This window comes from Hymenobacter sp. UYP22, from assembly GCF_040547285.1.
Classification (GTDB): domain Bacteria; phylum Bacteroidota; class Bacteroidia; order Cytophagales; family Hymenobacteraceae; genus Hymenobacter.
Map to the genome: position 1 here is coordinate 96276 of NZ_JBEPPK010000016.1, position 26769 is coordinate 123044.

A 26769-nucleotide genomic window follows, 5' to 3' on the forward strand; every position below is an offset into this window, starting at 1 on the left:
GTCCGGCTTCGGGTGCGTAGGCTGTTGCGGCCAGGGCTTGTAAGCCGGTCTACCTGCGGTGGCAACTAGAGCAGGCAGGCAGGTAGGCCTGATATCGGATACACCATCCCCGGAATTTGTTGCATAGTTTATCCTTAGGCAACCGGGAAGGGAGCGTAACGCGAGTAGCTCTATAGCAAGCTTCTTTTTTCGCGTATTGTTTTTACTATTGACCCTTCCCTATATGAAGATCAACCAGCTTGAAAATGTAGTGTGTAGACTGGCTGCCAGGGGGGCCAACGTATCAAGGGCAGAGATAACCAATGGTTGGCAGCAGTTGGCACCCCGCCTCGATGCACTGCAACTATCTGCTCGGAGTGGTGAGCAGGTAACTCAACACTACGTGGACCGGCCGGGGCCGCACGGCAGTCTGTCGAGTAAGGAAAAAACGGTGCTGGCTCCCCTTGCCCCCTGAACGCAGGCAAGGGGTGGACAGCATTACTGACAGGATTGTAGCAGTGCCGTTACGCTGAGCGTAGCAGTAGCATCGGTGGTATAGTTGTCATTGTTCACGCACACGTAGAGACGGCGGGTACCGGCCGGCAGCGCAAGGGGGCGGGTTTCCTGGGGGGTATTTTCTGCTGCCCGAAAGCACACTTTGTCCCGGGTAATGGTGCCCTTGGTAGCGAGAAACTGCTGGGCCGCGCGCTCGTCGGGGGTAATGTACCAGTGACATTTGGTGCTCACCGTGGGCGGAGCATTGTTGCCTTGCTTGGTCAGGGCCGTGGCCGCGGTGCTCAGCAGGGTGGGGGCCGCAGTTCCCCCACTGCTGGCCACGGCTGCCACCGCCAGCGCCGTTGACCAGGAAATAGGAGGCTGGCCTTCGTCGCGCACGTCCAGCTTATAGATAATGCCGACCGTGCCGACCGGCAGGTCTACCGTGAATACTTTCCGGCTGGTGTGCATGCAGTTGCTGCAGTGGAGGGAAGCCGTGCTTAAGGGCAGCGCGTCCTGCAGCACGGATGTACACTTGATTTCGCGGCCGTCCTCATGCCAGCTGCGAAAATCAGCTTGTTGTACGCCATTCACGTACGTTCCGCGAAAACTCATCTGGCCGTTTTCGTGCCAGCCGCAGCACAGCCCGGTGGGCTTGTCCGGGGCTTCACTGGCCATTTTTCCTTCCCACTGTTTTTTCCAGGAAGGATAGAAGTAGTCGCGCACGGTGCCCACCGTTTTGCCGGCAGCATCATGGCGGGCAATCCGAGCATAGGAAACCTCTTCCAGGGTCTCGGTGCGCTCCCAGTCACGGTCAAAATACACGGTGTCGGCCGGCGGTAAGTTGACAGCTGCCGGCTTGGGTCGCTGGGCCAGCACGGGCAGGCAAATAAAGCAGAACAAGGCGTGTAGAAAGTAATGTTTTGCCATACAGGAATAGGAGGTAGAACAAGCCAAAATGCGGTAGGTAAATATACCGGGCTGCCGACTATTCACGGCTTTGACCCACACAGAAAAGGGGGTACTCAACGGAGCACCCCCTTTCGCGTAATTGGTAGGACGCTGTTTAAAGCGTGAGGCCCAGCCCCGCAAACCAGGTGCGGCCGTCGGCGGGCAGGATGCCAGGGCCGGGGTAGCCACCCGAGCGCCGGGTAAAGTAGCGCGCGTCGAACACGTTATTCACGCCCCCGCTCAGCCGGTAGCGGTTGTCGCGGCCCAGCTTCCAGGTAGCGGAAAGGTCAGCGACCTGGTAAGCCGGGATGACGCCGGTCTGGGCACTAGCCGGGGCAGTCTCCGTGTTACTGGCATCCGCATACACTTTGGCGACGTGGCTGAACTGCCCAGTAATGGACACGCCCTTGTGGGCGAAAGTCAGACCCGTGCGCAGGGTCTGACGCGGGGCATTCTCCACGTAGTTGCCCTTCAGGTTGGTTTCCACGATTTGGGTGCTGGTGCCCGTGCCCGTGAGCGTGGTCACGGGCAGGTTCCCGTAGCGGGCGTCCAGCAGGCTGAGCGCGGCGAATAGATCCAGGTGGGGTAGGTTGACGTTGCTGGTCAGCGAGTGAAGTAGGTCCAACTCGGCATAGGCTTCCAAGCCGTGGGTCTGGGTACGGCCCAGGTTGGTTCGAAACTGTTGGGTCTGGCCAGTCGTGCCACCGGGTACGGGACGACGGATGACACCGATACGGTCCTCGTAGTTGAGGAAGAAGTAGCCTACGTCGAAACGCAGCCAGGTCCGGAAGCTGCCGCGGTAGCCCACCTCCGCCGTATAGCCGCGGGCATCCTGCAGGTTGGGGTCGATGACATCCGAGGTAGCTGGTGGCACCAGGTCACCGAACAGCACGGGACGGAAGGCGCGGGAATAGTTGGCGTACAGATTGGTCGTGGGCGACAGCTGGAATTCGGTGCCCAGACCGTAGAGCAGCACGTTGCGGCGGCTGGCCTGGTCAGCAAGGCGGTTTTTCGTCCCATCGGCCGCCCGGCCCAAGTAGCCGCTGCCGGTATTGCGCAGGTAATCATAGCGCAGCCCAGGGGTAACGCTCAGCCGCGTACCGGCGCGGAGCAGTAACTCGGCAAACGCTGCGGCATTGGTAGTCGTGAAATCAAACTCGTTGGTGAAGCGCCCATTACCGGTTAATGTCAGGTCGAAGTCCGACCCGGTGGTGCCCGTACCACGCTGGCGACGGGAGGTGGTGGCGCGGTAGGCCCGCAGGCCCGAGGCCAGCGTGTGGGTGCGGCCCAGGAAACGGACCTCCTGCGTCAGCCGCAGCTCGGCGCCAAGGTTGCGGTAGTCGTCGCGGTCCACCTGGCGGGCGGCGAACTGCCGGGTGCGGCGGTTTACCGTGTCGGGCGCGGGTAGACCAGCCACGAAGCCTACGCTGTTGCGGGAGGCCACCAGGCCAAAGGTTTTCACGCTCAGGCGGGTCCGCTCGCCGGCCTGGTAGTCCAGCTTCAGCGCCGGAATCAGCCAGGGAGTGCTCAGCCAGTTGCGGGCGCGGGTACTTTGGCGGCTATCCTGAGCAAACTGCGCATCGGTCAGGCCGCCCGGCTGCTGGAGTTTATCGGTCAAATAGCTGACTTCCGCGCCCAGCGTCAAACGCTTGGTCAAGGCCACGTGTACGTTGGCATGCACATCGTCGACGGTGAACTGATTAAAGGGACGCCAGCCGTCGCCCTGTCGGTGGCGGTAATATGCATAGTAGTTCACTTTGCCTACCGTGCCACCTACGGCGTTGTAGGAGTTGAACAGGCCGTTGGAGCCAGCTGTATTGCTGGTTTCCACCTCCACCTTTTTATCCTGGGGACCACGTTTGAGCTCGTAGTTGAGCAGACCACCAAACTGGGGTCCAAACTGCAGGCCGGCCCCGCCGCGCAGCAGCTGAATGCGCTCCACCGCTTCCATCGGCGGATTGTAATAGGCCTCGGGGTAGCCAAAGGCGTCGGCGCTCATGTCGTAGCCGTTCTGCCGGGTGTTGAACTCCCAGCTACGATTAGGGCTCAGGCCCCGGGTGGCAATGTTAATTTGCTGACCGGATCCGTCGTTTTCCCACACCATCAGGCCGGGAACGCGGGCCAGCACCTGCCGCACATTGTTCTGAGCCAGGTTGGCATTCACGTCGCGCGGCCTGATAAGCTCGTTGCGGCGGCCGGCCGTGAGCGTGGTGCCCTCAACGGGAGCGGCGAAATGGGGAGCCGTGCCGGTAACGGTGACCTCGCTCAGCTTCTGGTGATGCGTAGTGTCGGGCGCCGGCAGCCGCTGGGCCAACCCGGGCTGGGAAATAATAGAAAAAGCAAAGCTGGTCAGTAGGCCAGCCATGGTCGGGTAAAAAGAACAGCTCATTAGGAGACTTCAGGTGGAATAGTGGCACAAAGGTATATTTGTTTAGAAAGATTATAAATAACACTAATCACCCTGGTTACTTACATAATTTCCAGCCATGAGGGGTAATCTTTCGCCCGGGAAGGCCTCGGGCACTGCGGGGCGCGCTACATGGCCCGGATGAATGGGTAGCTTAGGCAAACGGCAGCACCAGATCCGTGCGTATGGCCGGGGGAAAGCGCGACTGCGTCGCATCCTCTGCCTACAAGCCTCGCCAGTACAGTAGTGGGGACGCAGCCGCCCGCCCGGTACTTCTCATTAACGAAAGCCAAAGCCGACGCCTAACGCTACGAAAGCGGCCGGCATGAGGCCCCAAGCTATCATCATGGTCGTTGCCACAAAGAAGGGCAGGGCGCGGATCAAGCCTTCAGAAGACTTTTGGGAATGCAACAGGCTCCTTTCTGCCTATTCACTTACCCTTCTCACGGGCTAGGAGCCGCTTTAGCCAGCTGCGCAAGGCATAGATACGGGAGTTGAGGTAGCACGCGCGGCAGTGGCTGAAGATCCACAAGCAATCCACCGTATCCGTGAACAGGTGGAACAGCAGGCCTACGGCGGCAATCCGCGTGACTGGTAGCAGGAGCAGCAGCGTATACACCGGGATGGCATAAAAAGAGTGGAGCGGGTGATACCCGATGCTGCAGCGCAAGGGGTCGAAGATAGGCTTGGCCAGCAGGTGGTCCAGGTCCATGATCATGGTGGCAAGCATGATCAGGTAGGCGGTTTGCCACACCGCGGGAAAGAAAACAAGCGCCAACACAGCCGGAAAAAGAAAGTGCAGCCCATAATGCACCAACGTTTGGACGCTGAAGAACTTGGGGGAGGCGTACTGCCGGGGCCTGCGCGAAACCAAGGGCTGAGTGGTGCCACTTACCGTGTCCCTAATCGTTGGCTTGGGCTGAAAGCTACCCAGCCGATTCGGCTGCCCCCTTTTTTTCGAAGAAGGGTGGGCCGAAGTGTTTGTGGTCGCAGGCTGGACTTCAGGCTGTACCCGCTTCTGCGGCGCAGAGGGGAGCTCAGGAGCTAGGAGGGAGTTCGCCGTGTCGCAGTGCTGTACCGGCCGCGGGGAGTGGTACCCGGCAGTAGCCGCAAACTTGGGGGGCAGAGCGGATGACCGGCAACCAGCAAGCGCCAACATCAGGCCGGCGGCGCTATAGCGAATGAAGCTGAAAACAGGCAAGAGAAGCTAGGAAACGTGTTGGGGACGAGTAAACAGGCTTATCCCGAGCAACCATCCTGCGGGCGGCCTCGTGGCTCGGCACCATCGAAGCAGCATAGTTGAAGATGGAATCATCCGTTTTGAGCGGGGCATCCAATGTCGTTACCCTGCTTGCTACGATGCCTATGTCCTTACCGGGCTTAAAATACCCAGGTCGTGAACAGATTGCTGCTATCCCCTCCAGGCAAGAACGGCAACACAGAGTCGGCTATTCGGTGGGAATGACTAGGTGAGCTTACGCACTTTGCCCGTGCATCGTGTGGCCGATTTACTTGCATAATTTCCAGGTCCTGAACTGCCTCGAGGCAGCGTGGCGGTTTAAAAAAATCATTCGGCCAAACTGAGAAGTATACACGAACAGGAAAGGCGGTGATTAAGCACTGCACTCCTCTCACGGATGGGGTATAATTCACCGTTGCTCGATAGATAGGCCTGCAAACAGTGCTCTTCGTTTGCCAGCCGGTCAGGCAACGGGTTGTCGAAGGTGGCAATGCCCCGAGCAATACGGGCAACACTAGGAGCAGGCTACCATGGGCCTCCGTTCATAGCATGGGGTGTTGCCAGAAACATATTTTATATTTTTAGAAACGATTTTCAATATTTCAGAAACGATTTTCGTATATTTGAGTACGTATAAAGCACTCATGTTCACAGAAATCATAAAAATCATTGAAGGCGGCCTCAACAAGGATTCGCAGAAGGTGCTTAGTTACGCCACGCTGCTAGCCGAAAACCTCCGCAAAGCCGGTGACACGAAAGCGGCTGACCGCATCCTGCGCGCCTTGCACAGCAAGCAGGCCCAGCCCGTGTACCTCGACCAGCTTTTGACCGCTCCGGTTGATCAGGAGACCCGCATGAATATTGCTGACCTGGTGATGCCCCAGCCAGGGTTGGAGCTGCCAGTTATTCTTTCTGATAACCTGCGCCATAAGCTCGACGGCTTTGTGAATCGATTGCAGCATCGTTCTGAACTCCAGGCCGCGGGCGTAGCTCCGCAGGCTTCTCTCTTACTCTACGGCCCCCCCGGCGGCGGCAAGACCACCATTGCCCATTACATCGCTCAGCAAATGCACCTCCCGCTGGTGGTGGCTCGGCTCGACTCGCTGGTTTCCTCGCTGCTGGGTAACACGGCCAAGAACATCCGCAAAATTTTCGAATTCGCCAGTCGCCAGCCCTGCATCCTGTTTTTGGATGAGTTTGATGCCATCGCCAAGGCCCGGGACGACCAGCACGAGCTCGGGGAACTGAAGCGGGTGGTCAACAGCTTGCTGCAAAACATTGATGAGTTTGTGGAATCCAACATCCTGATCGCGGCCACCAACCATCAGGAATTGCTGGATAAGGCCATTTGGCGCCGGTTTAACAGCATCATCGACGTGTCCCTGCCCCAGCCGACCGACATTCAGCGTCTGCTACAGCTATTTCTGAAGTCCGTGGAGTTGGGATTTGACCTGGACAGCAAAAAAGGGGAGGCCCTGGCCGAACTGCTACAGGGCAACAGCCCGGCCGACATCAAGTCCATCTGTCAGAATGCCATTGCTCAGAACGTGCTGGCCAAAAAGCCAAAGCTGGAGTACGAACACCTGCTGCTGCAATTCTACTACTACAAGCACCATGAAGCAGCCTCTCAGGAAGCCCTGCTCGGCTTTTTGAGTGCCCATGGGGTATCACAGGCCGCTATTGCGGAGTTACTCGACATTTCTCTACGCCAGGTGCGCAACTACTTTAATCCGAAAGGCTAGGTATGGAACCCAAGAATCTTCCCATTAAGCTGTTCAGCAAGCGCGGCACCCAGGACGAGCGCAAAACCGAAGCTGGGGGCGGCGGCCCCCAACCCAGCTGGCTATTGCCCGAAGACATACTGGAAGCCCGGGCCACCGAGTTTCGGCAATCATTGGGCGCTACGGCCCAATCTATTGCTGCGCGGCGGCCGGAGCGCAGCTTTATTCCGGCCGTGGTACAGGTAACAGTGCGGGAAGATGCCATGGCCAAGTCACACCGGGGCGAGGTAGGTAAACTCTTCAACCGCAAGGAAGAATACAACTTCATCGGGCTGTCCGAAGACCTGGACTTCCTGGTAAAAGTGGACTCGCCGGAGCACGTGGCCTTCATCGACCATAACCTGGAGCGCCCGCTGGCTTTCTCCATCGGTTTATCCGCCATTGACGAGATTCGACCATTTCAGCCGCGCATTGATTTACCCCAGGATACCTCCACGCCGTTAAAAGTCAAGCTGGTGAATTATCAGGATCGGCAAATGAATGCCCAGGTGGAAAGTGCCTTTGAGCAAACCCTGCGCGAGGGCCAGGTTGCCTACCGTAAAACCCGCTACACTTCCGGGTTGACCGTTTTCAAGCTGGAGCATGTCCGGCCCGATACCCTCGTGACGGTGCAAGAGTTTGAGGCGCTGTATTCGATCGACCCCATGCCGGCTTACCGCATCACGCTCGACGAGCTGAGCAGTGGCCTGGAACTGCCGGTAAAAACCCCGGTGCCGGGACAGGATTACCTGACCGTAGGCGTACTGGATTCTGGCATCGCCCCCATTCCCCACTTGGCCCCGTGGCTGGATTCGCGGCGTTACTCGGCCTACAACGAACCGGAAGTGGACCGTTCCCACGGCACCTTCGTAGCCGGTGTGCTGCTCTACGGCGACGAGCTGGAGCAGCGCAGCTGGGTGGGGGTGGGGGAATTCAAGCTGCTCGATGCCACCGTGTTTCCGCGGCCGGGGCTGGAAATTGATGAGGATGAGTTGCTGGAAAACATTCAGAACGCGGTGCTGGCCCACCCCGACGTGCTGCTGTGGAGCCTGTCCGGCGGGGGCACGATGGAATGCAGCGCCCGGGACTTCTCGGACTTCGGCAAGTCGCTCGACGAGCTGCAGCAGCGCACGGGGGCCCTGATCTGCAAATCGGCGGGCAACTGCACCAACTTCGTTTCAGCTGCCCCCAAGCGACGCATTCCTGTTTCGGCCGATTCCGTGCGCTCCTTAGTGGTGGGCAGTGTAGCGCACAGCCAGGGGCCGGACGACCTGGCGGCCGAAGGCCACGCCTCGCCCTTCTCGCGCTCGGGATTTGGTCCTAACAAGCTCATCAAGCCCGAGCTGGTGCACTACGGGGGGAATGGTGGCGTCACGGCCGGCGGGCGCATGAAACTGACCGGCGTCAACTCCTTTTCCCTCACCGGGGGCGTGGTGCAGCAAGCCGGCACGAGTTTTTCCACCCCCCGGGTGTCAGCGCTGATGGCCGGCCTCTCGCACCGCGTGGCCGGCGACTTCAACCCCCTGCTGCTGAAAGCCCTGGCCATTCACTCGGCTAAATACCACCCGGGCCTGAGCCTGAGTCCGAGCGACCGGTTGCGCGAATTGGGCTTCGGCTTGCCGGGCTCCGTGGACGACATCATCTTCAATTCGCCCCACGAAAGCACGCTGATCCTGCAGGACAACATCGTGCGCGGGGGCTACATTGAGATCCTCGACTTTCCATTTCCCGACGTCTTACTCAACGACGAGGGCCAGTTCTACGGGGAGGTTACGGTCACCTTGGTCACCGACCCGCGCCTGGACGGCAACCAGGGCGCCGAGTACTGCCAGTCCAACATTGACGTGTCTTTCGGCACCTACGACCGGATTCGCCTGCGCGACACGACCAAGCGTACCGTCTCCAACCCCATCGGCAAGCTTAATCCCTACAATCTGCTGCTCTCCAGCAACTACGCCGCCAAGTTCCAGCGCTACATCGACCACCCGTTCACGGCCGAGCGGCAACTGCGCGACGACTTGGGCAAGTACCACCCGATTAAGAAATACGCCATCAACCTGCAGGAAATGACCGAGGCGCACCGGGTACGCGGGCTGACGGCGCCCAAGAAGTGGTACCTCGAGCTCAAGGGCCTGTTTTCGCACGCGGCGGAAGCGGCGGCCGCGGCCGACGGCGAGGTGCTCTCCCAGGAGTTCTGCCTCATTGTGACCATCCGCGATCCCCTGCAGCGCCACGACGTGTATAGTTCCGTCACCCGCAGCCTAACGCTTAACAACTTCCAGCATAACAACATACAGCTGCGCAACGAGGTCAGTTTGAACTTACGCAACACCAGTGGCGGTTCGGCTCCCGAGCCAGCCCCCGAATAAGCCAAGTCAATACCTGCATTACTTAAATGCCCTGGCTAATCCACCAACTCATGTGGAGGCATAGGATTTTTTTCACTGTTCATATTTTTTCTAGTTATGGCAAACGCTACCATAAAATACTACCCCGTCGGCAACGGCGATTGTTCGCTGGTTACTCTTGTTGACGGTACCACGATGCTCGTCGACTGCAACATCCGTGAATCAGCTTCGGGTGACACGGACGATACCAAGTTTGATGTAAAACAGGACTTGCTGGCCTCGCTCAAGCGTAATACAGCGAACAATCCTTTTGTCGATGTGTTCGTGCTCACCCACGGTGACCAAGATCACTGCCGGGGTTTCGCAAAGAACTTCTTCCAAGGTGACCCAGCTACCTATAGCGCCGACGATCGTGAAGCTGGTCGCATTCTTATCGATGAAATTTGGTTTTCGCCAATGGTTGAGGAAGTAAGCACCAACCCAGACGAGGACGTATTCGAAGCCGAGGCCATGCGGCGCGTCAAGCTCCACCGCGACAAAGCTGCGAACCGGGACGAGCCCGGCAATCGAGTGGTCATCATAGGCTACGATGGGCGCGGCAGCTTCAAGGACCTGAACCACTTGCGCCAAACGCCAGGTAATATAGTTACCCGGTTTAACCAGAAGGAACAAACTCTATTCTCAGTATTTTTGCATGCACCCTTTAAAGAGCAGTTATACGACGAAGAAAAGGATAAAAACTTTGCCAGCATTGTGTTCCAGGCTCGGTTTAAACAGCGCGCAACGGACACTGATTTTGCTTGCTTAGCACTATTCGGCGGCGATTCCGACCACTGGGCTTGGTGCGTTATCCTGGACAAAACTACCCGACACAAAAATGATGTAACGCATAAGGCCCTGGATTGGGATCTATTTCTTGCGCCTCACCATTGCTCGTGGTCTTACTTCAATGACCGGCCTCAAGCCGACAATCCTACCCCAAAGGCCGAACCTTTAGCCGTACTAGATTATGCCCGAACTGGGGCACGCGTAATCGCGTCCAGCAAAGAAGTGCTGGATGATTCTAGCAACCCACCGCACTACGAGGCCAAGCTGGAATACATCAAGAAAGTGGGCAAAGCCAATTTCCTCAACACGGATACACACAAGAAAAAGGGCAATACTCCCCAGCCCATTGTGTTTGAGGTAACTTCCCAAGGGCCGGTGCCCGCTAAACTGGTAGAAAGCACCGCTACGGTAGCAGGTACGGGGGCGCTGGGGGCGTTGCATAAACCATCAGGCTATGGCGCGGAAGCTATTTAGCCATTTCTTGCGCCGTGACAAGCGTCCCATCACGAATCCCCGGCTGGAAGCCTCGTTGCGTGAGTTGGCAAGTCACTTAGGCGTGGCTGTACTGAAACCGCTGGCTTGGGATAACGACCATATTGGCCTGGCCTTAACCGTAGCGGTTGAATTACCTCCCCGGGGCAACTACGCAGGGATTGACATTCGGGCCCAGGAACCGGTGCTGCTAGTGCTTAGCCGCACCGGTTACCCCACTGCGACGCCGGTGGTATATGCTGACCGACTTGATTTCCCTAAAGACCAACTTGCTCATTTGTACGTGGCAGTGCCGGGTAAACCGCCAGCATTTTGTCTGGTGCGTGGCGACTTCACGGAATGGTATGCTAACCGCCGGCTCCCCGACGTCGTAACCCGCACCCAAAACTGGCTACGCGACGCGGTTACTGGCGAGCTGGCTGTTGACGGGCAGCAGTTTGATCCGCTTCGGTTGGAAGGGTACCAGGGCTCCGTTATTTATCCCTACGACCATCTGGCCCAGGTTGTGTTAACTAGGCCAGCGTCTGGAGTGGCCAATTTTTCCGTAGCTCTGTTTGAGAATACAGCCCCAGTCGGGACTTCTCCCGCTTTTAGGCTTGACAGGTTGGTCACGCCTGAAAATATAGAGGAAATCGTAGAAGAGTTTCTGCGCGGCATGCGGGCAGTGGCCGCCAATTCCTTACAGGCCCGCCGCTACCACGCCGGTTACGTGGTGTGGTCACCTGCAGACACCACCTATTCCGATTACTGCGTGGATTTGCCCCGCAGTTGGCAAAAATTACTGGCCTTTGGTCAATCATTTGGCATTGACTTTGGTCCCTTGGAACGGCACTTAGCCGTGCACGACATCAATTTCTTCCCAGAAGTACCCGTGCTATGTGCCCTGAAAAGGCCCAAACCACTCATTGGATTTACAGCAAATCTGGAGTTTGTCAACTTTTACCTCACGCTGCAAGACACCGACAAGGATCCAACTACAGGTCGCATTATAAACGATCTGCCTGTAAGCTTTCAGGTGCACAATGAGCCCTTAACCCTGCAGAAGGCCCAGGTGGTCTCTGGGGCGGCGGTCGTACCTGTTGGCTCGATCTGGGTGGCAGGTTGCGGGGCCTTAGGTTCGAAAGTGGTGATGCATTTTGCTCGTGGTGGCATTACCGATTTTGTGCTACTGGATCCCGACAAGCTCTCCCCTCATAACCTAGTTCGCCACACTTTATTTGCCCAGCATGAGGGCCTGAACAAAGCACTTGCTTTAGAGCAAGTCATTCGGGAAATGTATAGATATGAAACCGGTTTGGGTCTGATTGCCCTTGCCCGTTCAGCTGATTTCGTGTTAGCGCCCGTCGTGGGGAATGTGCCTGTTACTATCCAACGAGTATTTGACTTCACTGCATCGGAAGCCTTTTTCCATACCCTTTTGGCTAGTCCAATACTTGCTCAGACAGTAATAAGCCGAGGGCTTATTTCGGACCAGGGGCAGCTCGGCATTCTATCCTTGGAGGGGGCCAACCGCAATCCGCGATTGGATGACTTGCAAACTATGCTTTACGCCGAATATGCCCACCGTCCCGCAGTGGCCGCATGGCTGGCGCGGGAAGTGGCTTTAGCTCAAACCGACGGTCCGCTGTTAAGCGTAGGGATAGGCTGTAACTCCGAAACCACAGTCCTAGCCGATGAAACCATCTCGACCCACGCAGCCTATTTCGCCGAAGTGCTCAAGCAAGACGCGGTAGTTAGGGAGCGGCCCGTTCACGGCCAAGTGTTTCTTAGCCGCGTCGCCATCGAAGACGGCTACCCCAGTATTTCCACCGAGCGCTTGGTAGTAGAGCCCATGCATGTGTTCAACGCGGTGAACGACGCGAGTTGGCAGGTGCGCATGACGGCAGCGGTGCTGCAAACTATTAAACAAGAGTTGGCGCTTGCAGCCCCTCACGAAACGGGCGGCGTATTTATTGGAAGGGCTAATTTTAAAACCAAAACCATCCACGTAGTAGGGGTGGTGCCAGCGCCACCCGACAGCCGAGCCAACTCCGTGTGCTTCTTTCGCGGCGTACAGAATCTGCCGGAAACGGTAAACAAGATCAACCAGGCCAGTGGCGGGCAACTCGGCTACATTGGCGAGTGGCATACTCATCCAGTTGGGCCTGAGTGCATGAGCCCAACCGATGCGGCCACGGTGCAACGCTTCCAGCAAGAGTTTGCTGACCTTACAAGCCCCTTACCAGTTTTCTTGCTTATTGCCACGCCCTCTGCCATCCTGCCTTTTGTCTACTGAAACGCGTAGCGGAAACTCCTCACAGGTTATGGACTACCCGCTTGACCCGGTCAAGGCACGATTACTTCATTAGTGGCTTGTTTGTTAGGCGAAGCGTTAGGCCAGAATTAGAGCCCGCCGGCAGTTGGCTGCCCCTTTGGCTGCCATCTATGCTATTTTTCAGGTAGAGGAGCAGTCTTCGAGGATCTTCCAGATTTCCTTCGATCAACTTGGAGGACCTTCGTGGTACCATAGAGGATTTGGCTCGATATACTTCTACTGCGTTTCCTTCCCCAATGGCCCGGTGGCAAATGCCACGCATATAAAAGGCGTTGAATTCTCCTTCCGCAAAAATCAGCGGTGCATTCGCCGGTACTTTCCGTAATACGATTCCATGCTTCTCGTGCGTCTGAAAGCAATTATGCTGTTGCAGTGCTGTGGCCAGTGTTTCTTCATTCCCATCTATCACTGCTTGGCGCAGAAGTTTTGGGTAAAGAGCCTTTCCCTCTTCGGTGAACCGCATGCTAATGTAGAGTTGGCTGGTTTTGATGGCAGCCTCTACTTCGAGCAGCATGTAGTCTCTGGTTTTCTGGTCTAGATTATCGAACTGAAACATATCGTTCCTAAAAAGCGTGGGCCCACTAGCCGGATGTTGTGAGCAAAATGGAATGCTGGATTGAGAGGTATTCCCTACACTGGCGCAGGTTATGAAGCACTAACCGTTAGCCTTTCCAAGGCAGCTGCTACGTTGACGGGCTTGTAATCGGGTAGGGCTCTTATTCGCTGCAGTACACTCTCATCAATTGTTTCATTGCTGCCCTGACCGACACCGATTTCACGCACGTGCGTGCCCAGCAGCCGGTAGAGCCACGTCATGGAATTGCGCAGTTGGTCACCATACCACGGCTTGTAATACGCCAAAAAAGCTTCGTCGACCTCTAGGCCCAAAGCGGTAGCTTTTTCTTTAAGCCAATGCAAAGGAATATTAGCTAACCCATCTTTCTCATAGCCACCTCCTACGTTGGTATGTACGCCAGCGAACCAGCGTTGCTCCAATACCTGTGAGGTTGTTACATGTTCCCACAGCGTTGGTCGAAACGTTTTTCGCTGCTCATCCACTGCCAACGCTTGGTAGGCGTGCTGGATGCAGGGGCTGAGGCTGGAATCGTGGAACATATAACGCCGACGATTGAAAAGATTGAACAGGTTCAACGGCAGGCCCAGGGCTCCTACAGTATCCCACACGCCAACAAAATGGATAGGAATGGGTTGGGCATGGTGCCTTGTTCTAAACGCAGCAATTTGGTGTTGCCACGCTTCCTGTGGGTCCCCTTTGGTGGGCCGCTGCCGATACAGACCGTACGCTTCCGGCACATAGAAGTCCTCCTGCTTGGGTAGCAAACCAATGTGCTGAATCAATCCGGCCAAGCTACGGACCGTGTAAGCCCCCCGGCTAAAGCCGAACAGAAATATCGCATCCCCGGGCTCATAGTTGTAGAGCAAAAACCGGTACGCTTCAACGACGTTTTTAGATAATCCCAGCCCTAAGCCGCCCCCAAGAAACCGGTCCAGTCCCCAATGATTGCCCACGCCCTCGTCGTAATAGGTTACTTGCACGGTGTTATCAGCGGTTAGCGGTTTGATTGACCGCACCATCTTCATCACGTTGGTAGGTTTGCGCTTGCGGTTATCCATGTTTTCGGCCCGATTCCAGGTGCCGTCACAAAGGACAATTAGGCGTTTTGACATGAGATGTAAGATTGGAGCCAGCAAACTTGGAAAAGGCGTGTAGCAAGCTGCAAGTGAAGATTAGTTAAAATTATTGTGCAAAGCTGCATATTACCTTTTCATTGCAGCTGGGTGCCAGTTGGCCACTTTGGCGCTTGGCGCCCTGAGAATATTACTGCCAGCACACTCCAATCACTTCGAATAGCGCTTGGCAATGGCCATATAAACAGCTTTTAATCAATGTCTTTACCAATCCAACATCGCCCGCGCATCGCGGAACCTGGGCACCGAAGTTTACGGGCGTACAGCTTCGATCCTTCGTTGTCTCTGCGCTTGGACACAGTGGCCATAAACCGACTTACCTATCAGGTGGATTGGGAATCTGTGACACCGGGACCGGTGGGTGAGTACCTGGAGGTATTGGACTACGATCCTACCGTGCGACGGTTCTATTTACCGGTCGATCTAAACGACCGGAACTTGCTCGCTCAACACGGGTTAGAGCCCAGCGAAAGCAATCCGCAGTTTCACCAGCAAATGGTGTACGCGGTGGCCATGACAACAATTAAAAATTTTGAAAAGGCTCTTGGCCGTAAAATTCAGTGGTCCCCGCGGCGCACGCTTGATGGCCCCGGGTACGAAGAGTATGTGGCGCAACTGCGCATTTACCCGCACGCGATGCGAGATGCCAATGCGTACTACAGTCCTTTAAAGAAGGCTATTCTTTTCGGGTACTTTTCCTCCACCCCTGCGGATGATACCCAGCAAATGCCCGATTCACTGGTTTTTACCTGTCTGAGCCATGACATCATCGCCCACGAGGTGACGCACGCCATTCTCGACGGCATCTACACGCATTACAACGAGCCAACCAACCCCGATGTGCTAGCTTTTCACGAAGCTTTCGCGGACATCGTAGCCCTGTTTCAGCACTTTACTTTTCCGGAGGTGCTCAAACACCAGATTGCTCGCACGAGGGGTGATTTATCCGCGCAGAACTTACTGGGTGAATTGGCACAACAGTTTGGTACGGCTATCGGCGGCTACGGCAGCTTGCGCGACGCCATTGGACGCCAGGACCCCAATACCCAGCAGTGGCGGCCTTTGGAGCCTAACAGTGACGAATATCGGCAGCAAACCGAGCCGCATGCCCGCGGCAGCATCCTGGTAGCAGCAGTTTTTGAAGCCTTTACCTCGATTTATAAGGTGCGGATCGCGGACCTGTTGCGCATCGCCTCGGGCGGCAGCGGCATCTTAGCCCAGGGCGAACTGCATCCGGATTTGGTCAACCGCCTAGCGGATGAAGCGGCTAAGGCTGCGAATCATGTGCTGGGCATGTGCATCCGGGCACTTGATTATTGTCCGCCCGTAGACATCACTTTCGGTGATTACCTGCGAGCCATCATCACGGCTGACGTTGACTCCGTACGGGACGACCGGTATGAATACAGGCTGGCTTTTATTGATGCTTTCCGTCGACGGGGCATTTATCCGCAGGGCATCAAGACGCTGAGCGTGGAAAGCCTGCGTTTACCCGGAATAGGAACTATTGCGGAGTACAATTCAGATTCAGCTTCTCAGAAGGTGTTGACGAAACTCATCGGACGACTGCGGGAATACGCGATAGGAATCAAGTACGAAAACGACCGGGCTAAGATAGATGCCTTCACCCGAAATTTTATTGGTAAGCTGCGGAAGGAAGAGACGGGAGAAACGGAGGGGATTCACCAGTATATCAGTGAGCAATTTGCCACTTCTAAGGAGTTTACCAGCTTTACCGGAATAGCCTTTGTGTTGGCTGACTCGCTTCACGCAGCTGTCGTCCACCAAACTACCTATTCGTCACGCCCCTCTTTTCAAGTTCAAAACCTGCGGCTAGTCAGCCGATCCGGACCAGATGGTTTACAAATTAACCATGTTGTTTTTTGCCTGGTGCAGCGTAGCGGCGTTGTATTTAGAGAGGGTAAAGTGGTAGGACATTACAATTTGAAAGAAGGCATCCGCACCAATCCGGGCGACACGGAGCAGCGGATGGAGTTCCGCGGGGGCTGCACGCTTATTCTGGATCTGGACACGCTCAGTCTAAAGTACGTGGTGAACCGGCCTTTGCTCAACATGCAGGTGTGGGAGCAATCGGGAGGTGAAATAGCCGTGCTCGACACAACCCGGGCTGAGCGGCAGTACCGCTATACGCGCCAAGGGCAGCACCACCACCACAATGCCTATACCCAGTACTTCGGCCAGCAAGTGCAGCACCTGAGCGAGCCGTTTGCCTTCTTGCACCAACACTAGCCGTCGGCATGGAACATAATAGAAACACTACTGCTCTAGAAGGGGCATCCATGTCGCCAGCCGTGCCCACTACCCGGGTTGACGTGCGCATGTACTGTCTGGGTACAGGCGATTGCTTCGTGCTCAAATTCTTTGCGCAGGAGGAATTGCAATTCACCATGCTGATTGACTGCGGAAGTTGTATGGGCACGCGGGCCGACTTTTTACCCTACATCGAAAACCTAGTTGACTACGTCGAAGGCAAGCTGGACTTGCTGGTCATTACTCACGAACACCAAGACCATGTCAATGGGTTTGACAAGTGCCTAGAGGAGTTTGAGCAACTTGAAATTGGGGAGGCTTGGTTTGCGTGGACTGAGGATCCTGATGACCCACAAGGACGGGCCCAAGACCTGCTCCAGAAAAGACAAAAAATGCGCCTGGGTCTCCGAAATGCCATCACCCAGCTGCATACGAACAGAGGTGCCATTCACGCCGAGCAAACCAATCTGAAAGCCAATGAGCAGGCACTGTTGGCTCTAGATGCTTTTCTTGATGGGATGGACACGCTCGGAGCCGTGAATTTAGACGAAGCGCTGCCTGCTGCGGGGGGCCTGGCCGGGATGCGAAAAATCAAGCAACTGCTGAAAAACAAGCAAGTGCGTACCCGCTACCTACTGCCCGGAGCTTCGCTTCCCATGCCCCAGGTGCCTGGCGTCCGGTTTCATGTATTGGGCCCGCCACTAGACAAGGCGCATATTTTTGCCGATGGCAAAGAGGGCCGCGATACGCACCCTCGCCACACCACTCCAGGGGAAGGTATTCTGGCGATGAACAGCTTTCTTACTATTGATGGAGATATCTCTCCAGGCGACCTACCATTCTCGGATAAGTATGCTGTGGGGGCTCAGGGACTCGTCCAATCGGAACTCGATCACTCACCCGCCGAGAGCGCAGTGTACTTGAGCCAGGCCCGAGACTTGTTTGACCGTTACGCGGCCTTCGACAATAAGTGGCGGGATATTGAGCAGGAATGGCTATACACGGCTGGTTCATTGGCCATTCGACTGGACTCTCACATCAACAACACCAGTTTGGCCTTGGCCATTGAGATCGGAACAGGTGGCCCCGTACTGCTGTTGCCCGGTGATGCTGAGTACGCCAACTGGGAGAGCTGGCACCTGATTGAGAAATGGAATGGCACAGGCCCCAATCCTAAACATTTCGTGACGGACTTACTGAGCCGTACCGTTTTTTACAAGGTCTCACACCATCTAAGCTTCAACGGCACTCCATTGGACAAAGGCATTCAGTTACTGAACAACCCGGATTTGGCGGTCATGGTCCCCCTGGATCTACGACGTATCTCATCCCGTTGGCGAACTACGATGCCTAATTACCGCTTGCTTCGAGACTTGATGGAACGCAGCCAGGGTAAATGTATTATTATGGACGAAATTGAAATCATTCCGCGCCCCTCCGCGCAATATGATTTGACAACCCTTGGCGAAGCCCGGTATAGAGTCATCACCAAGGATGGTCAAACGCTAGCCAAGCAATACACTGTATTTGTATAGAGAATGGGGGGCTTAGCGTGCAATGTTACCATCCTAAGCAAAAGACTACTTTAGTAAAACTTGAAATAACCTTTTTCTTAAAACAAAGCTCACTTCCCTTTCCTTTCATGGAGATTATCCATTTTCTTAACGTGCTTGAGGGCGATTGTAATATAATACAGCACAACTCAGGTCGAACTACAGTAATTGATGTCAGCAATGCTTATAATCTGGTGGATACACCAGAAGAAAAAGCAGTAAAAGCCTCGAAAGAAAGAGAGGAACGGCGTACTCGAACTTCTGTCCCATCCGGAAAAACCAACTACTATCAGAAGCTGAGCCCCGATAACCCCGTTGATTATATAAAAGGGTTAGGTGTTAAGCAGATTTGGCGCTTCATCGTGACTCACCCAGATATGGACCATTTGGATGGTATCCGGGATTTGTACCAGGAGTTCTCAATTCCTAATACGTGGGACACAGACAATGATAAATATTGTGACGAGAACGGCTTTGGCGGAGGCTACAACAAGGAAGACTGGAAATTTTATCAAGAAGTACGTCATGGCCGATATTCGGCCACACGTCGCTTATCCCTGCTAGCCAATCACCAAGCCGATTTTTGGAACCAGGATAACGTTAAAATACTGTGTCCAACCGCAGCGTTGGTTAAAGAAGCGAACGACAAGAAGGATTATAATGAGTCTTCTTACGTGCTGCTATTCACCCCTCCTAAAGCAGGGGGAGGGCATTGGAAAATTCTGTTCGCTGGCGACACGCACGATGCAGCTTGGGACTACATTCTTACCACTTATCAGACTGAAGTAAGCAACGTGGATGTCCTCTTTGCCCCGCATCACGGCCGAGATTCTGGGCGGAACTATGATTTTCTAAAAACATTAAAGCCCAGACTTACGCTTTTGGGTAATGCCAGCAGCAAGCACCTAGCGTATACGAGCTATCCTAAAGTTAGAATCACGAACAATCAAGCAGGCTTCGTAGTGCTGAAAGTGACTGACTCAGGCATTGAGGTATATGTTAAACACTATGACTTTGCTCGAGACTTTCGCCACAAACGCGGCTGGAGTGTTCCTGTATTCTACAATACTTTGAACGCTTGGCACCTGATAACTTTCAGGTAGACAGGCCGCCATTTAACAATAAGGCAATGAGAATGTCAGTAAAAGCGAGATGGTCTAGCTAAAACGGACAGGACGAAGTCTACGTTTACTTAATCCGAAGGTGTATTAGGAAGCACTAGCACAAGAACAAAAATTCCCGCTAAGCGTACAGTACCTGCCTTTCATTCTACAGCCGCACCACGGCAAGCAGCCCGGTGACCCCACCCTGGTAGAAAGGCACCACCCCGCCCGGTCCTGCAAGCCCCGCAGCAGCAGGCGTTGGACCGTTGGATACACCCAGTACGCCAGCTCTGTAGACGCCAGGCCTACCCCCGCCCCCGCGACGACGTCCGACAGCCAGTGCTTGCCGTTGATTAGGCGCAGGGCCGCGACGCTGGTGGCCACGGTGTAGCCGCCTACGCGGTACCAGCCGCTGCGCGTCCCGTACTCGCGGTCCAACAGCCAGGCGGCCGAATACGCCGCGCTGGCGTGCTGACTCGGGAACGAGCTGTAATCGCCGCCGCCGTAGGGACGCTCTACCCGCGTCAGGCGCTTGAGGTTGCTGGTGAGCGTATTGTTGATGGTGTAGGTCAGGGCAAACAGCAACGCCTGGTTCACCGTGCTGTGCTCGCCCCGCACGCCGGCCAGGCTGAGCCCCAGGGCCGCGGCGGCCGGCACGTGGCGCAACTGGTCGTCCAGGGTGGTGCGCACGGCCGGCACGTGCTCACCGAGTTCCTCGCGCACCGCCCAATCGGTCTTGAGCTCCAGCGTGTGGTGGGCCGGGCGGCCGACCCCCACCAACAGCCCTGGTACCAGCACGCGCCAGGTGGCCGGCCGCCCGGCCCACTGCGCCGCGCGCCGGAGCGGCGACGGCCGGGGCTCTACCTCCAGGCGCCGGCCCACGGAATCAGGCACAACAGGGGAATGCAGCACCTGCCCCGCGACGGGCGCTGGCGTCAGCAGGCAGACGGCCACGCCGACAGCGGGCCAGCAAAGACGAACAGGGAGCATACAGTGCAGGGGACAACCCCGGAAGATACACAAGGTAGCGGCACCGTTGGCCTATGCTAGGTGCGTTGTGCACCCGGTTCCTGCGTAGCGCATTCCCAAAAACGGCCCCATGCGCCGGGCTAGAAACCGCCGGCTTGGGAGTAGAGGATCCAGGCGCCGACCGCCGCGTAGAGGCCTAGTCGGAGCAGTTTTCGAGTCGGGGTATGATGCGCACACATACCCGCCTAACCATAATGAGAGCGGGCGTAGTTCCCCTGGCGCACAGCAGCAAAGACGCCGTCTGCAACGAGCTGCCGTCGCTGGGGCTGAGCACGAACCCCGCAAAGCCACAGGTCGTTTGGCCGTGGCGGGCCGCTTACTCGTAGCTGCCCTGCCGCGCGGTGCTGCTGGACCGCTACGAGTTTCTGGCGTTCTGCCCCGGTATAAAACGCTGACTCCTACGCCGGACTTCATCGGCCGGCAGGAACGGGATCCAGGATAAGCGCATCATAGTTGCCGACGCTGTCCTGGGCGTAGAGCGTAAGCCGCTCCAGCTGCACTTCCCTTGACAACCCTTGGCCCTGGTCGGTGCGCAGGCTGTCCAAGGAAAGCCGCCGGTGGGCGCCCGGGGCAAGGGTGCCTAATGCGGCCGCAAAGGCATCATTTACTTCCACTTGCGCGTGGTAGTACGTTGCGCGGGTGGGGTTATGGATCCGGATGGCCGTGCTGTCGAAGGCAACCTGCAAGCGGAGGGTCAGGCTATGCGAGCCCAGATTGCCACAGCCGGGCAGCAACAGTGCGGCTGCCAGACCGGCCAGGCCGATGAACCGATTAAAGGGCAGATACGTCTTCATGCCATACGAGCTAAAAATGAGCAGCGCCCCGGCCAGTAAATAAGGAGGGAAACCGGAGGTAGGAGAACACCCGGAAAGGGCGCGAAGCCGCCCGGACAGCGTTAGTAATAGAGGCCATGGCCATGCCAGCCCCGCCGGGCGTTCCATTCTAACGCCGGGGCGGGCAGGTGCACGAGGCTGGCTACGTAGAACACGCGCCGTAGCACCTGGGAGCGTGTGGGCACCCGACGCAGGTCCACGTCCACCGACAGGTAGTACTGGCGGTAGGCGCGCAGTCCGGCCGCCTGGTTGCGGGCCGGGTCGTTGTAGAGCAATTGGTCGGCCCCATAGCCGACTGCCGGCTGGAGCCAGCGTGGCCAGCGGCTGCCGGCCGGCAGCCACGCGCCCACGTCGGCACACACCCAGTAGGTTTGGCCGTTGTAGTCCTTGAGCAAGCGCTCGGGCAGGGTACGCCCCAGCACGTCGGGGCGCTGCGCGGCGTAGGGGCTGCGGTGAAACGATACCTTGGGCATCAGCCGCACCTGGCCCCAGGCCAGCTGCTGGGTCAGCAGGCCCACCGATCCGGCCAGGTTGGCCGCCAGGTCGCCGGGCGAGGCGCCGTAGGCGGGAGAGCGGCCGTCCAGCAGCTCAATCGGGCTTTGCAGCAGAAATCCTACAAAGCTCCCGTACCAGCGGGAGCGGCGCTCGGCCACCCCGGCCCAGCCCAGCAGGTCAACCGCGGCGCGGCTTTCGTGAAACGCGGTCCAGAAGTGGCCGGCTTTGTCTAGCTGCTTCCATTCGGGCCAGTCGTTAAACCAATGCAGCGGAACCCGCTCCCCGGTGTACCAGCTACGCCCCAGCAGGTACAGCCCCGCGGGATAGACCACCGCCACGCTGCCGGCCAGCACCGGCAACCGAGCGGCGTGACGACTGGAGTCGGCCAGACTGGGGACGTCCTCGTTCTTTGATCGGGGCACTTGGGCGGCGGCGGGGGAGGGCTGCAGCAGAGCCGCGCTTAGCCAGGCCGCGCTCAACAAGGGTCCACCTGCGGCCCGCCGCCACCCCGCCCCGCAGGGTAGGCGGCCAGTCAGGTTACAGCAGTACATCCTCCACGGGCTGTACGGGCGCGGGCACCTGCTGCTCGCCCAGCATCTGGCGCAGGTCAATCTCGATGGTGCGGCAGAGCGCCGTCATGGGCACGTCGTTCATGCGATTCTCAAACGGGTCCTCACTGATGTGGCCCACCAATTCCATGGTCACAAACACCCAGGACACCAGCACCGAGAACGGAATCGTCATCCAGTACTGCCCGTGGCCCAGCTTCTCGAACTCGGCCAGCAAGCCTAGGGGCAGCAGGGCAATAAAGAGCCAGACGAACGCAGCGCTGGAAAAGGCATACTGCCGGGGAAACGGTGTGTTTTTGATGCGCTCGCAGCCACCCTGCAGATTGGTGAGCTCCCGCAGGTCTTCGGTAAGGGTGCGCTGCTGCAACTCGGTGTAGAGACCGGCTGCCTGGCGCAAGTCATGGGTCTGCCGCAGTAACAACTGGGCCGGCCGATTGGCTACTGCCCGCAAGTACACGGACTCGTCCGGGCCCAGGAAAGGGGCCACCTCCGCCTCCCACCGCTCAGGCTGGCGGCGCAGGTGCAGGCGCAGGGCATTCACCCAGGCCAGGTGCCGGTAGATCAGCCGCTGCTGTGCGGCCACTTGCGCCGGCGTCAGGGCCGGCCCCAATGGGTCGGTATTGCCCAGTACCAGCATCGCCCAGCTGCGGCTGCGGTTCACGATACCGCCCCACAGCTGGCGGGCCTCGGAAAACCGATTATAGGAGCTGCTGTTCTTGAAGCCCACGTAAAAGGAGACGGCCACGCCGAGGATGCTGATGAGCTGCCAGGGAATGTCCAGCCAGCGTACCTGCAGCGGCCCGTGCAATACGGCCAGCAGGGTATCGTAGCCAAGAAAAATCAGCACGTCTTTCCAGGAATAGGCCCAGATAACACGCCAGTGAATGTGCTTACGGATATACATGCGGTAACAGCGGGGTAAAACAACGAAGGATCATCAGGCCGTGAGCAAGCCACTGGCCGGAGAACTGGACGGCCCGCCGCCTCAGAGCAGTCCGGCCAGCAGGTTGATGGCCAGCGCCACGATGCTGGTATTGAAAGCAAAGGCCAACAGGCCGTGCAGCATCACCAGCCGCCGCAGACGGGCCGAGGACACGGCCACGTCGGCGGTCTGGGCGGTCATGCCCACGATGCAGGCGAAGTAGGCAAAGTCCCAGTACGAGGTGGGGGGCTCCCCGGGAAACTCCAGTCCCCCCAGCGTATCCGGTGGGTCGGTCGCGAGGTTTTCGCTGAAGTAGGCGTGGGCGTAGCGCAGAGCAAACACGGTGTGCACCAGCAGCCAGGCCCCGACCACTGCCCCGGCGGACAACCCCACATGGTAGCTCACTTCGGGCCCGCGCATGGAAGCCAGCCCCGAAAGCAGCACCACCACGGCCAGCAGCGCGGCACTGCTGCCGGCCAGCACGGCCACGAAGGTCCAGGTCCGGCCGGGATCCTGCCGGGTGGCGACGCGCCGGATATGGGCCGCGTCGGCCCGGTACATGGCGGCCCACAGCAAACTCAGAATGCCGGAGCAAAACACGTCCCAGGCGGCCACCAGGCGCGTGGCCGCCTGCAAGGAAAACGGCAGCAGCAGCAGCCAGCTCAGGCCGCCCAGGCCGGCGGCTACGAGCAGGCGCTGCCGGGCCGAGAGGTGACGCAGATGGGCCAGCAGGTGCCGGGGGGAAAGCAGGCGTAAAACAGGCATAGGTCCGAGTAAACAATGGCCACTTGGTATGTTAGGGATGCCTCCGCCCAGGGCTGGCAGCCAGCGGGCTTAGCAAGCGGGCTATTTCTCGTAGACGGAAATCCTGCCCGTAACGCAATTGCAGCTGTGCCAAACGGGTGAGGCTCGTTTGGTACACGCGCCATGCGGCCGCCAGTTGAGCGGCAGAATCTGCCTTGGAAGCAGGAAGTGCCGCGCAAGCGTGCGCCAAATCGCGGCGTAGCAATGCGGTGGCGCGGGCAAACGGCGTGGCCGGATCCAGGCGGTGATTGGTGTGAAGATGATGCTGGCGGGAAACAATGGCTTCCAATTCGGGGAGCAGATGCTCCTGGCCGGGGCGCACCCGCCGGGCCAGGGCCCGCAGGGAATCGGAAGCGCTCCGCTCTACCGTCAGGTTGGCCAGATCCAGGCCGGCGTGGGTGTATTCCAGCGCCAGGTGGGCAAAGTCATGGTCGGCCCGGCCGTTCAGCGAGAGGCCGTCCAGGCTCTCCTGCAACCGCTGCAGAATGCCGGTGGCGGTGGCGTGCTCCACGGGCGCGTCTACGTGGCCCGAGTCGGCCGGGGCCACGGCCGGGCGCGCGGGTTCCGCGTGCTGCTCGTTGCGGGGGTGACCGCAAAAGCCCAGCAGCAGGGCCCCGGCCCCCAGCAACAGGATGCGTACCCGGCGCAAAGGTGCTAAGAAAGCAGGCATGGCAAGAGGGGGCTAATAGTTGATGTGCACGCCGTAGCTCTCGTCCCGGAGTACGTCTTTCCACTGAGCAATCAGGCGCTGGTAGGCCCGGCCCACGGGCCGTATCTTGCGGTCCAGGTCGTAGAGGCCCAGCGGGTTAACGCGGCCGTTGTTTTCGCGCAGGGCCGTGTCCCAGTCCACTTGGTCGAGCAGCGAGTACCAGGTGAAGCCCACCAGGGGAATGCCGTCCTGCTTGAGGCGGTAGGCGTTGGCCCACTGCCGCCAGAGCCAGTTCACGGCGTCGGGTTCCCACAAATTGGTTTCGGTGTGCATCAGCGGCATGCGGTAGCGGTCGTAGTACTGCTTGGCAATGACGTAGTAGCCGAACACGTCCCCGGCCGGGTAGGTGCTGCCGTCCTCGCGCACCATACGCTCGTTGGTGCGGTAGTAGTCCGTACCCATGATGCACTTGGCCTTGATGTTCTGGTCGTCAAACCAGTGGTACTCGGCATCCGTCATGCCGTTTTTGAGCAGGAACTCGTACATGGCCACGCTCACGGGGTAGCCGTAGGTTAAATCGAGGCTCAGGAAGCGCTTCTGATTGAGAAAGTTGGCCAGGGGCCGCGCGGCGGGCGTTTCGGGGTGGAAGTACTCGGCCGACTCGCTTTGAATGAAGGTGGCTCCCGGCTGCACGGCCAGGATGGCCTGCATGGCCAGCACATTGGCCCGGCACACGTGCTTGAGGGCCGTCACAAAGGCCTGGTCGCTGGCCAGGCACTCGTTCCACCAGCCGTACTGGGCCGAAAACATGGTGGTGACGAAGATTTCGTTGATGGGCGTGTAGAACTGCAGGTCCGGGAACCGGGCGGCAAAGGCCCCGGCGTAGGCGGCGAAGTGCTCCGGGAAGGCCGGGTTCTGGAAGTTGCCCAGCCAGTCGGGCAGCCCGAAATGCAGCAAGTCCACCAGGGGCGTGATGCCCAACTCGCGCAGGGCGCCGAAGGTCTCGTCGGTAAAGGCCCAGTCATACTGGCTGGGGCCGGTATGCACCCGGTAGTAGGGCGGGCCGTAGCGCAGGAACTCAATGCCCATTTCCTTGACCAGGGCGAAGTCTTCGCGCCAGCGCTCGTAATGGCCGGTTTTCTCCAGCTCGTCCACCCGCTGCCTCGTGCCGTCCGGCAGTTTGATAGTGGGGTAGCTGTTTTCGATGCCGGTGGCAAACATGAAGGCGCTCATGGGCTTGGGGATAAGTTTAAGCGGAAATGGAAAAGTGTGTGCGGGGAGGCGGTTACAAGATGCTGAGCCGGCCGCCGTCCACGACCAGGGTGGTGCCGTTGATGTAGTGGGCATCGGCCGAGGCCAGGTAGCAGATGGCGCCGGCAATGTCTGCGGGGTGGCCAACCTCGCCCTCTACCTTCTCCTTGCCGCTTTTCACGTTCGGGTTGTTCCACAGCATGGGCGTGTCCACGGCTCCGGGGGCCACGCAGTTGGTGCGCACGCGGGCAGCCGGATACTCCTGGCTCATGCCCCGGGTGAAGGCCTCCAGCGCGCCTTTGCTGGCCGCGTAGGGAATCACGTTGGCCGTGGTTTCCTGCGCATGCACGGAGCTGATGTTGACGATGGCTCCGCCCCGCATGTGGGGCAGGCACAGTTTGCTGAGCAGAAAAACTGCCCGCAGATTGACAGCCATGACCAGGTCCCACTCTTCGACCGCCAACTCGGTAATCGGCTTAAATGTCATCATGGCCGCGTTGTTGACCAGCACATCCACCCGGCCGTAGGCGGCTACTACGGTGCCCATGGCCGCTTCTATCTCGGCCACCAGGCCCAAATCAACCCGGATGGCCCGGGCCTGACCGCCGCCTTTTTCAATCAGGTCCACGGTCTGCTGGGCCGTGGTTTCGTCGCGGTCCAGGACGACGACGGTGCCGCCTTCAGCGGCCAGCTGCTGGCAGGCCGCCCGGCCGATGCCGGAGCCGCCGCCGGTGACGAGGCATATTTTGTCGGTGAAGCGCATCGC

At 58.0% G+C, this 26769-nt stretch carries 20 protein-coding genes; 7 read left to right on the forward strand and 13 right to left on the reverse strand.

Annotated elements, in window-relative coordinates; all coding sequences use genetic code 11:
• Nucleotides 1-477: 477 nt before the first annotated feature.
• The 3 genes from ABIB60_RS19610 to ABIB60_RS19620 all read right to left on the reverse strand — a co-directional run bounded on the left by ABIB60_RS19610 (nucleotide 478) and on the right by ABIB60_RS19620 (nucleotide 4991).
• Nucleotides 478-1404: a toxin-antitoxin system YwqK family antitoxin gene (locus ABIB60_RS19610; protein ID WP_156109488.1), complete on the reverse strand. Its 927-nt coding sequence runs from the start codon at nucleotides 1402-1404 to the stop codon at nucleotides 478-480.
• Between the two features lie 136 nt (nucleotides 1405-1540).
• Complete coding sequence (locus ABIB60_RS19615) at nucleotides 1541-3790, reverse strand: TonB-dependent receptor family protein (protein ID WP_052381924.1); 2250 nt, start codon at nucleotides 3788-3790, stop codon at nucleotides 1541-1543.
• A 472-nt stretch (nucleotides 3791-4262) separates the two neighbouring features.
• Nucleotides 4263-4991: a DUF6122 family protein gene (locus ABIB60_RS19620; RefSeq protein ID WP_354582099.1), complete on the reverse strand. Its 729-nt coding sequence runs from the start codon at nucleotides 4989-4991 to the stop codon at nucleotides 4263-4265.
• A gap of 725 nt (nucleotides 4992-5716) precedes the next feature.
• Between ABIB60_RS19620 and ABIB60_RS19625 the strand changes: the two genes are divergently transcribed.
• The 4 genes from ABIB60_RS19625 (at nucleotide 5717) to cap2-3 (ending at nucleotide 12775) form a co-directional block, all read left to right on the forward strand.
• Nucleotides 5717-6814 carry an AAA family ATPase gene (locus ABIB60_RS19625; RefSeq protein WP_044019251.1) on the forward strand — a complete coding sequence of 366 codons (1098 nt, stop codon included), beginning with the start codon at nucleotides 5717-5719 and terminating at the stop codon, nucleotides 6812-6814.
• 2 nt (nucleotides 6815-6816) lie between these two features.
• On the forward strand, nucleotides 6817-9201 hold the full coding sequence (locus tag ABIB60_RS19630; protein ID WP_044019252.1) for a S8 family peptidase: 2385 nt from the start codon (nucleotides 6817-6819) through the stop codon (nucleotides 9199-9201).
• Between the two features lie 96 nt (nucleotides 9202-9297).
• On the forward strand, nucleotides 9298-10482 hold the full coding sequence (mblB, locus tag ABIB60_RS19635) for an anti-phage 6A-MBL system MBL-fold protein (RefSeq protein WP_052381925.1): 1185 nt from the start codon (nucleotides 9298-9300) through the stop codon (nucleotides 10480-10482).
• Nucleotides 10463-12775: an anti-phage 6A-MBL system cap2_3 protein gene (gene cap2-3, locus ABIB60_RS19640; RefSeq protein WP_044019253.1), complete on the forward strand. Its 2313-nt coding sequence runs from the start codon at nucleotides 10463-10465 to the stop codon at nucleotides 12773-12775. The genes mblB and cap2-3 overlap by 20 nt, the downstream gene beginning before the upstream one ends.
• Nucleotides 12776-12836: 61 nt before the next feature.
• Here cap2-3 and ABIB60_RS19645 read toward each other — a convergent pair whose 3' ends face one another.
• A complete protein-coding gene (locus ABIB60_RS19645; RefSeq protein WP_044019254.1) occupies nucleotides 12837-13370 on the reverse strand; it encodes a hypothetical protein in 534 nt (177 codons plus the stop codon).
• Nucleotides 13371-13459: 89 nt separating this feature from the next.
• The gene (locus tag ABIB60_RS19650) at nucleotides 13460-14503 is read right to left on the reverse strand and encodes a T6SS phospholipase effector Tle1-like catalytic domain-containing protein (RefSeq protein ID WP_044019255.1); all 1044 of its coding nucleotides are present in this window, start codon (nucleotides 14501-14503) and stop codon (nucleotides 13460-13462) included.
• A 399-nt stretch (nucleotides 14504-14902) separates the two neighbouring features.
• Between ABIB60_RS19650 and ABIB60_RS19655 the strand changes: the two genes are divergently transcribed.
• The 3 genes from ABIB60_RS19655 (at nucleotide 14903) to ABIB60_RS19665 (ending at nucleotide 19451) form a co-directional block, all read left to right on the forward strand.
• Nucleotides 14903-16774, forward strand: coding sequence for a gluzincin family metallopeptidase (locus ABIB60_RS19655; RefSeq protein ID WP_125433358.1), 1872 nt, complete (start codon nucleotides 14903-14905; stop codon nucleotides 16772-16774).
• A gap of 50 nt (nucleotides 16775-16824) precedes the next feature.
• On the forward strand, nucleotides 16825-18330 hold the full coding sequence (locus tag ABIB60_RS19660; RefSeq protein WP_044019256.1) for a ComEC/Rec2 family competence protein: 1506 nt from the start codon (nucleotides 16825-16827) through the stop codon (nucleotides 18328-18330).
• A gap of 107 nt (nucleotides 18331-18437) precedes the next feature.
• The gene (locus ABIB60_RS19665; protein WP_052381927.1) at nucleotides 18438-19451 is read left to right on the forward strand and encodes a ComEC/Rec2 family competence protein; all 1014 of its coding nucleotides are present in this window, start codon (nucleotides 18438-18440) and stop codon (nucleotides 19449-19451) included.
• A gap of 105 nt (nucleotides 19452-19556) precedes the next feature.
• Here the strand turns inward: ABIB60_RS19665 and ABIB60_RS19670 are convergent, their stop codons facing one another.
• The 8 genes from ABIB60_RS19670 to ABIB60_RS19705 all read right to left on the reverse strand — a co-directional run bounded on the left by ABIB60_RS19670 (nucleotide 19557) and on the right by ABIB60_RS19705 (nucleotide 26766).
• Nucleotides 19557-20345 (reverse strand): phosphatase PAP2 family protein, encoded by a 789-nt coding sequence (locus tag ABIB60_RS19670; RefSeq protein ID WP_139926219.1) that lies wholly within the window; start codon nucleotides 20343-20345, stop codon nucleotides 19557-19559.
• 545 nt (nucleotides 20346-20890) lie between these two features.
• On the reverse strand, nucleotides 20891-21274 hold the full coding sequence (locus ABIB60_RS19675) for a hypothetical protein (RefSeq protein WP_044019257.1): 384 nt from the start codon (nucleotides 21272-21274) through the stop codon (nucleotides 20891-20893).
• A gap of 101 nt (nucleotides 21275-21375) precedes the next feature.
• Complete coding sequence (locus ABIB60_RS19680; protein ID WP_135532947.1) at nucleotides 21376-22359, reverse strand: YfiM family lipoprotein; 984 nt, start codon at nucleotides 22357-22359, stop codon at nucleotides 21376-21378.
• Nucleotides 22346-23281 (reverse strand): bestrophin family protein, encoded by a 936-nt coding sequence (locus tag ABIB60_RS19685; RefSeq protein ID WP_044019258.1) that lies wholly within the window; start codon nucleotides 23279-23281, stop codon nucleotides 22346-22348. The genes ABIB60_RS19680 and ABIB60_RS19685 overlap by 14 nt, the downstream gene beginning before the upstream one ends.
• Nucleotides 23282-23362: 81 nt before the next feature.
• Nucleotides 23363-24064 (reverse strand): DUF1345 domain-containing protein, encoded by a 702-nt coding sequence (locus ABIB60_RS19690; RefSeq protein ID WP_052381929.1) that lies wholly within the window; start codon nucleotides 24062-24064, stop codon nucleotides 23363-23365.
• Between the two features lie 31 nt (nucleotides 24065-24095).
• Nucleotides 24096-24773 carry a hypothetical protein gene (locus ABIB60_RS19695; protein ID WP_135436990.1) on the reverse strand — a complete coding sequence of 226 codons (678 nt, stop codon included), beginning with the start codon at nucleotides 24771-24773 and terminating at the stop codon, nucleotides 24096-24098.
• A 12-nt stretch (nucleotides 24774-24785) separates the two neighbouring features.
• Nucleotides 24786-25985, reverse strand: a complete 1200-nt coding sequence (locus ABIB60_RS19700; RefSeq protein WP_044019260.1) for a family 1 glycosylhydrolase — start codon at nucleotides 25983-25985, stop codon at nucleotides 24786-24788.
• Between the two features lie 52 nt (nucleotides 25986-26037).
• Nucleotides 26038-26766 carry an SDR family NAD(P)-dependent oxidoreductase gene (locus ABIB60_RS19705; protein WP_044019261.1) on the reverse strand — a complete coding sequence of 243 codons (729 nt, stop codon included), beginning with the start codon at nucleotides 26764-26766 and terminating at the stop codon, nucleotides 26038-26040.
• Between the last annotated feature and the right edge of the window lie 3 nt (nucleotides 26767-26769).

What these genes read in the sequence shown, in the direction of transcription:
- ABIB60_RS19610 (WP_156109488.1), bottom strand. Translation starts at nt 1,404, where the DNA reads ATGGCAAAACATTACTTTCTACACGCCTTGTTCTGCTTTATTTGCCTG.
- ABIB60_RS19615 (WP_052381924.1), bottom strand. Translation starts at nt 3,790, where the DNA reads ATGGCTGGCCTACTGACCAGCTTTGCTTTTTCTATTATTTCCCAGCCC.
- ABIB60_RS19620 (WP_354582099.1), bottom strand. Translation starts at nt 4,991, where the DNA reads ATGTTGGCGCTTGCTGGTTGCCGGTCATCCGCTCTGCCCCCCAAGTTT.
- ABIB60_RS19625 (WP_044019251.1), top strand. Translation starts at nt 5,717, where the DNA reads ATGTTCACAGAAATCATAAAAATCATTGAAGGCGGCCTCAACAAGGAT.
- ABIB60_RS19630 (WP_044019252.1), top strand. Translation starts at nt 6,817, where the DNA reads ATGGAACCCAAGAATCTTCCCATTAAGCTGTTCAGCAAGCGCGGCACC.
- mblB (WP_052381925.1), top strand. Translation starts at nt 9,298, where the DNA reads ATGGCAAACGCTACCATAAAATACTACCCCGTCGGCAACGGCGATTGT.
- cap2-3 (WP_044019253.1), top strand. Translation starts at nt 10,463, where the DNA reads ATGGCGCGGAAGCTATTTAGCCATTTCTTGCGCCGTGACAAGCGTCCC.
- ABIB60_RS19645 (WP_044019254.1), bottom strand. Translation starts at nt 13,370, where the DNA reads ATGTTTCAGTTCGATAATCTAGACCAGAAAACCAGAGACTACATGCTG.
- ABIB60_RS19650 (WP_044019255.1), bottom strand. Translation starts at nt 14,503, where the DNA reads ATGTCAAAACGCCTAATTGTCCTTTGTGACGGCACCTGGAATCGGGCC.
- ABIB60_RS19660 (WP_044019256.1), top strand. Translation starts at nt 16,825, where the DNA reads ATGTCGCCAGCCGTGCCCACTACCCGGGTTGACGTGCGCATGTACTGT.
- ABIB60_RS19665 (WP_052381927.1), top strand. Translation starts at nt 18,438, where the DNA reads ATGGAGATTATCCATTTTCTTAACGTGCTTGAGGGCGATTGTAATATA.
- ABIB60_RS19675 (WP_044019257.1), bottom strand. Translation starts at nt 21,274, where the DNA reads ATGAAGACGTATCTGCCCTTTAATCGGTTCATCGGCCTGGCCGGTCTG.
- ABIB60_RS19680 (WP_135532947.1), bottom strand. Translation starts at nt 22,359, where the DNA reads ATGTACTGCTGTAACCTGACTGGCCGCCTACCCTGCGGGGCGGGGTGG.
- ABIB60_RS19685 (WP_044019258.1), bottom strand. Translation starts at nt 23,281, where the DNA reads ATGTATATCCGTAAGCACATTCACTGGCGTGTTATCTGGGCCTATTCC.
- ABIB60_RS19690 (WP_052381929.1), bottom strand. Translation starts at nt 24,064, where the DNA reads ATGCCTGTTTTACGCCTGCTTTCCCCCCGGCACCTGCTGGCCCATCTG.
- ABIB60_RS19695 (WP_135436990.1), bottom strand. Translation starts at nt 24,773, where the DNA reads ATGCCTGCTTTCTTAGCACCTTTGCGCCGGGTACGCATCCTGTTGCTG.
- ABIB60_RS19700 (WP_044019260.1), bottom strand. Translation starts at nt 25,985, where the DNA reads ATGAGCGCCTTCATGTTTGCCACCGGCATCGAAAACAGCTACCCCACT.
- ABIB60_RS19705 (WP_044019261.1), bottom strand. Translation starts at nt 26,766, where the DNA reads ATGCGCTTCACCGACAAAATATGCCTCGTCACCGGCGGCGGCTCCGGC.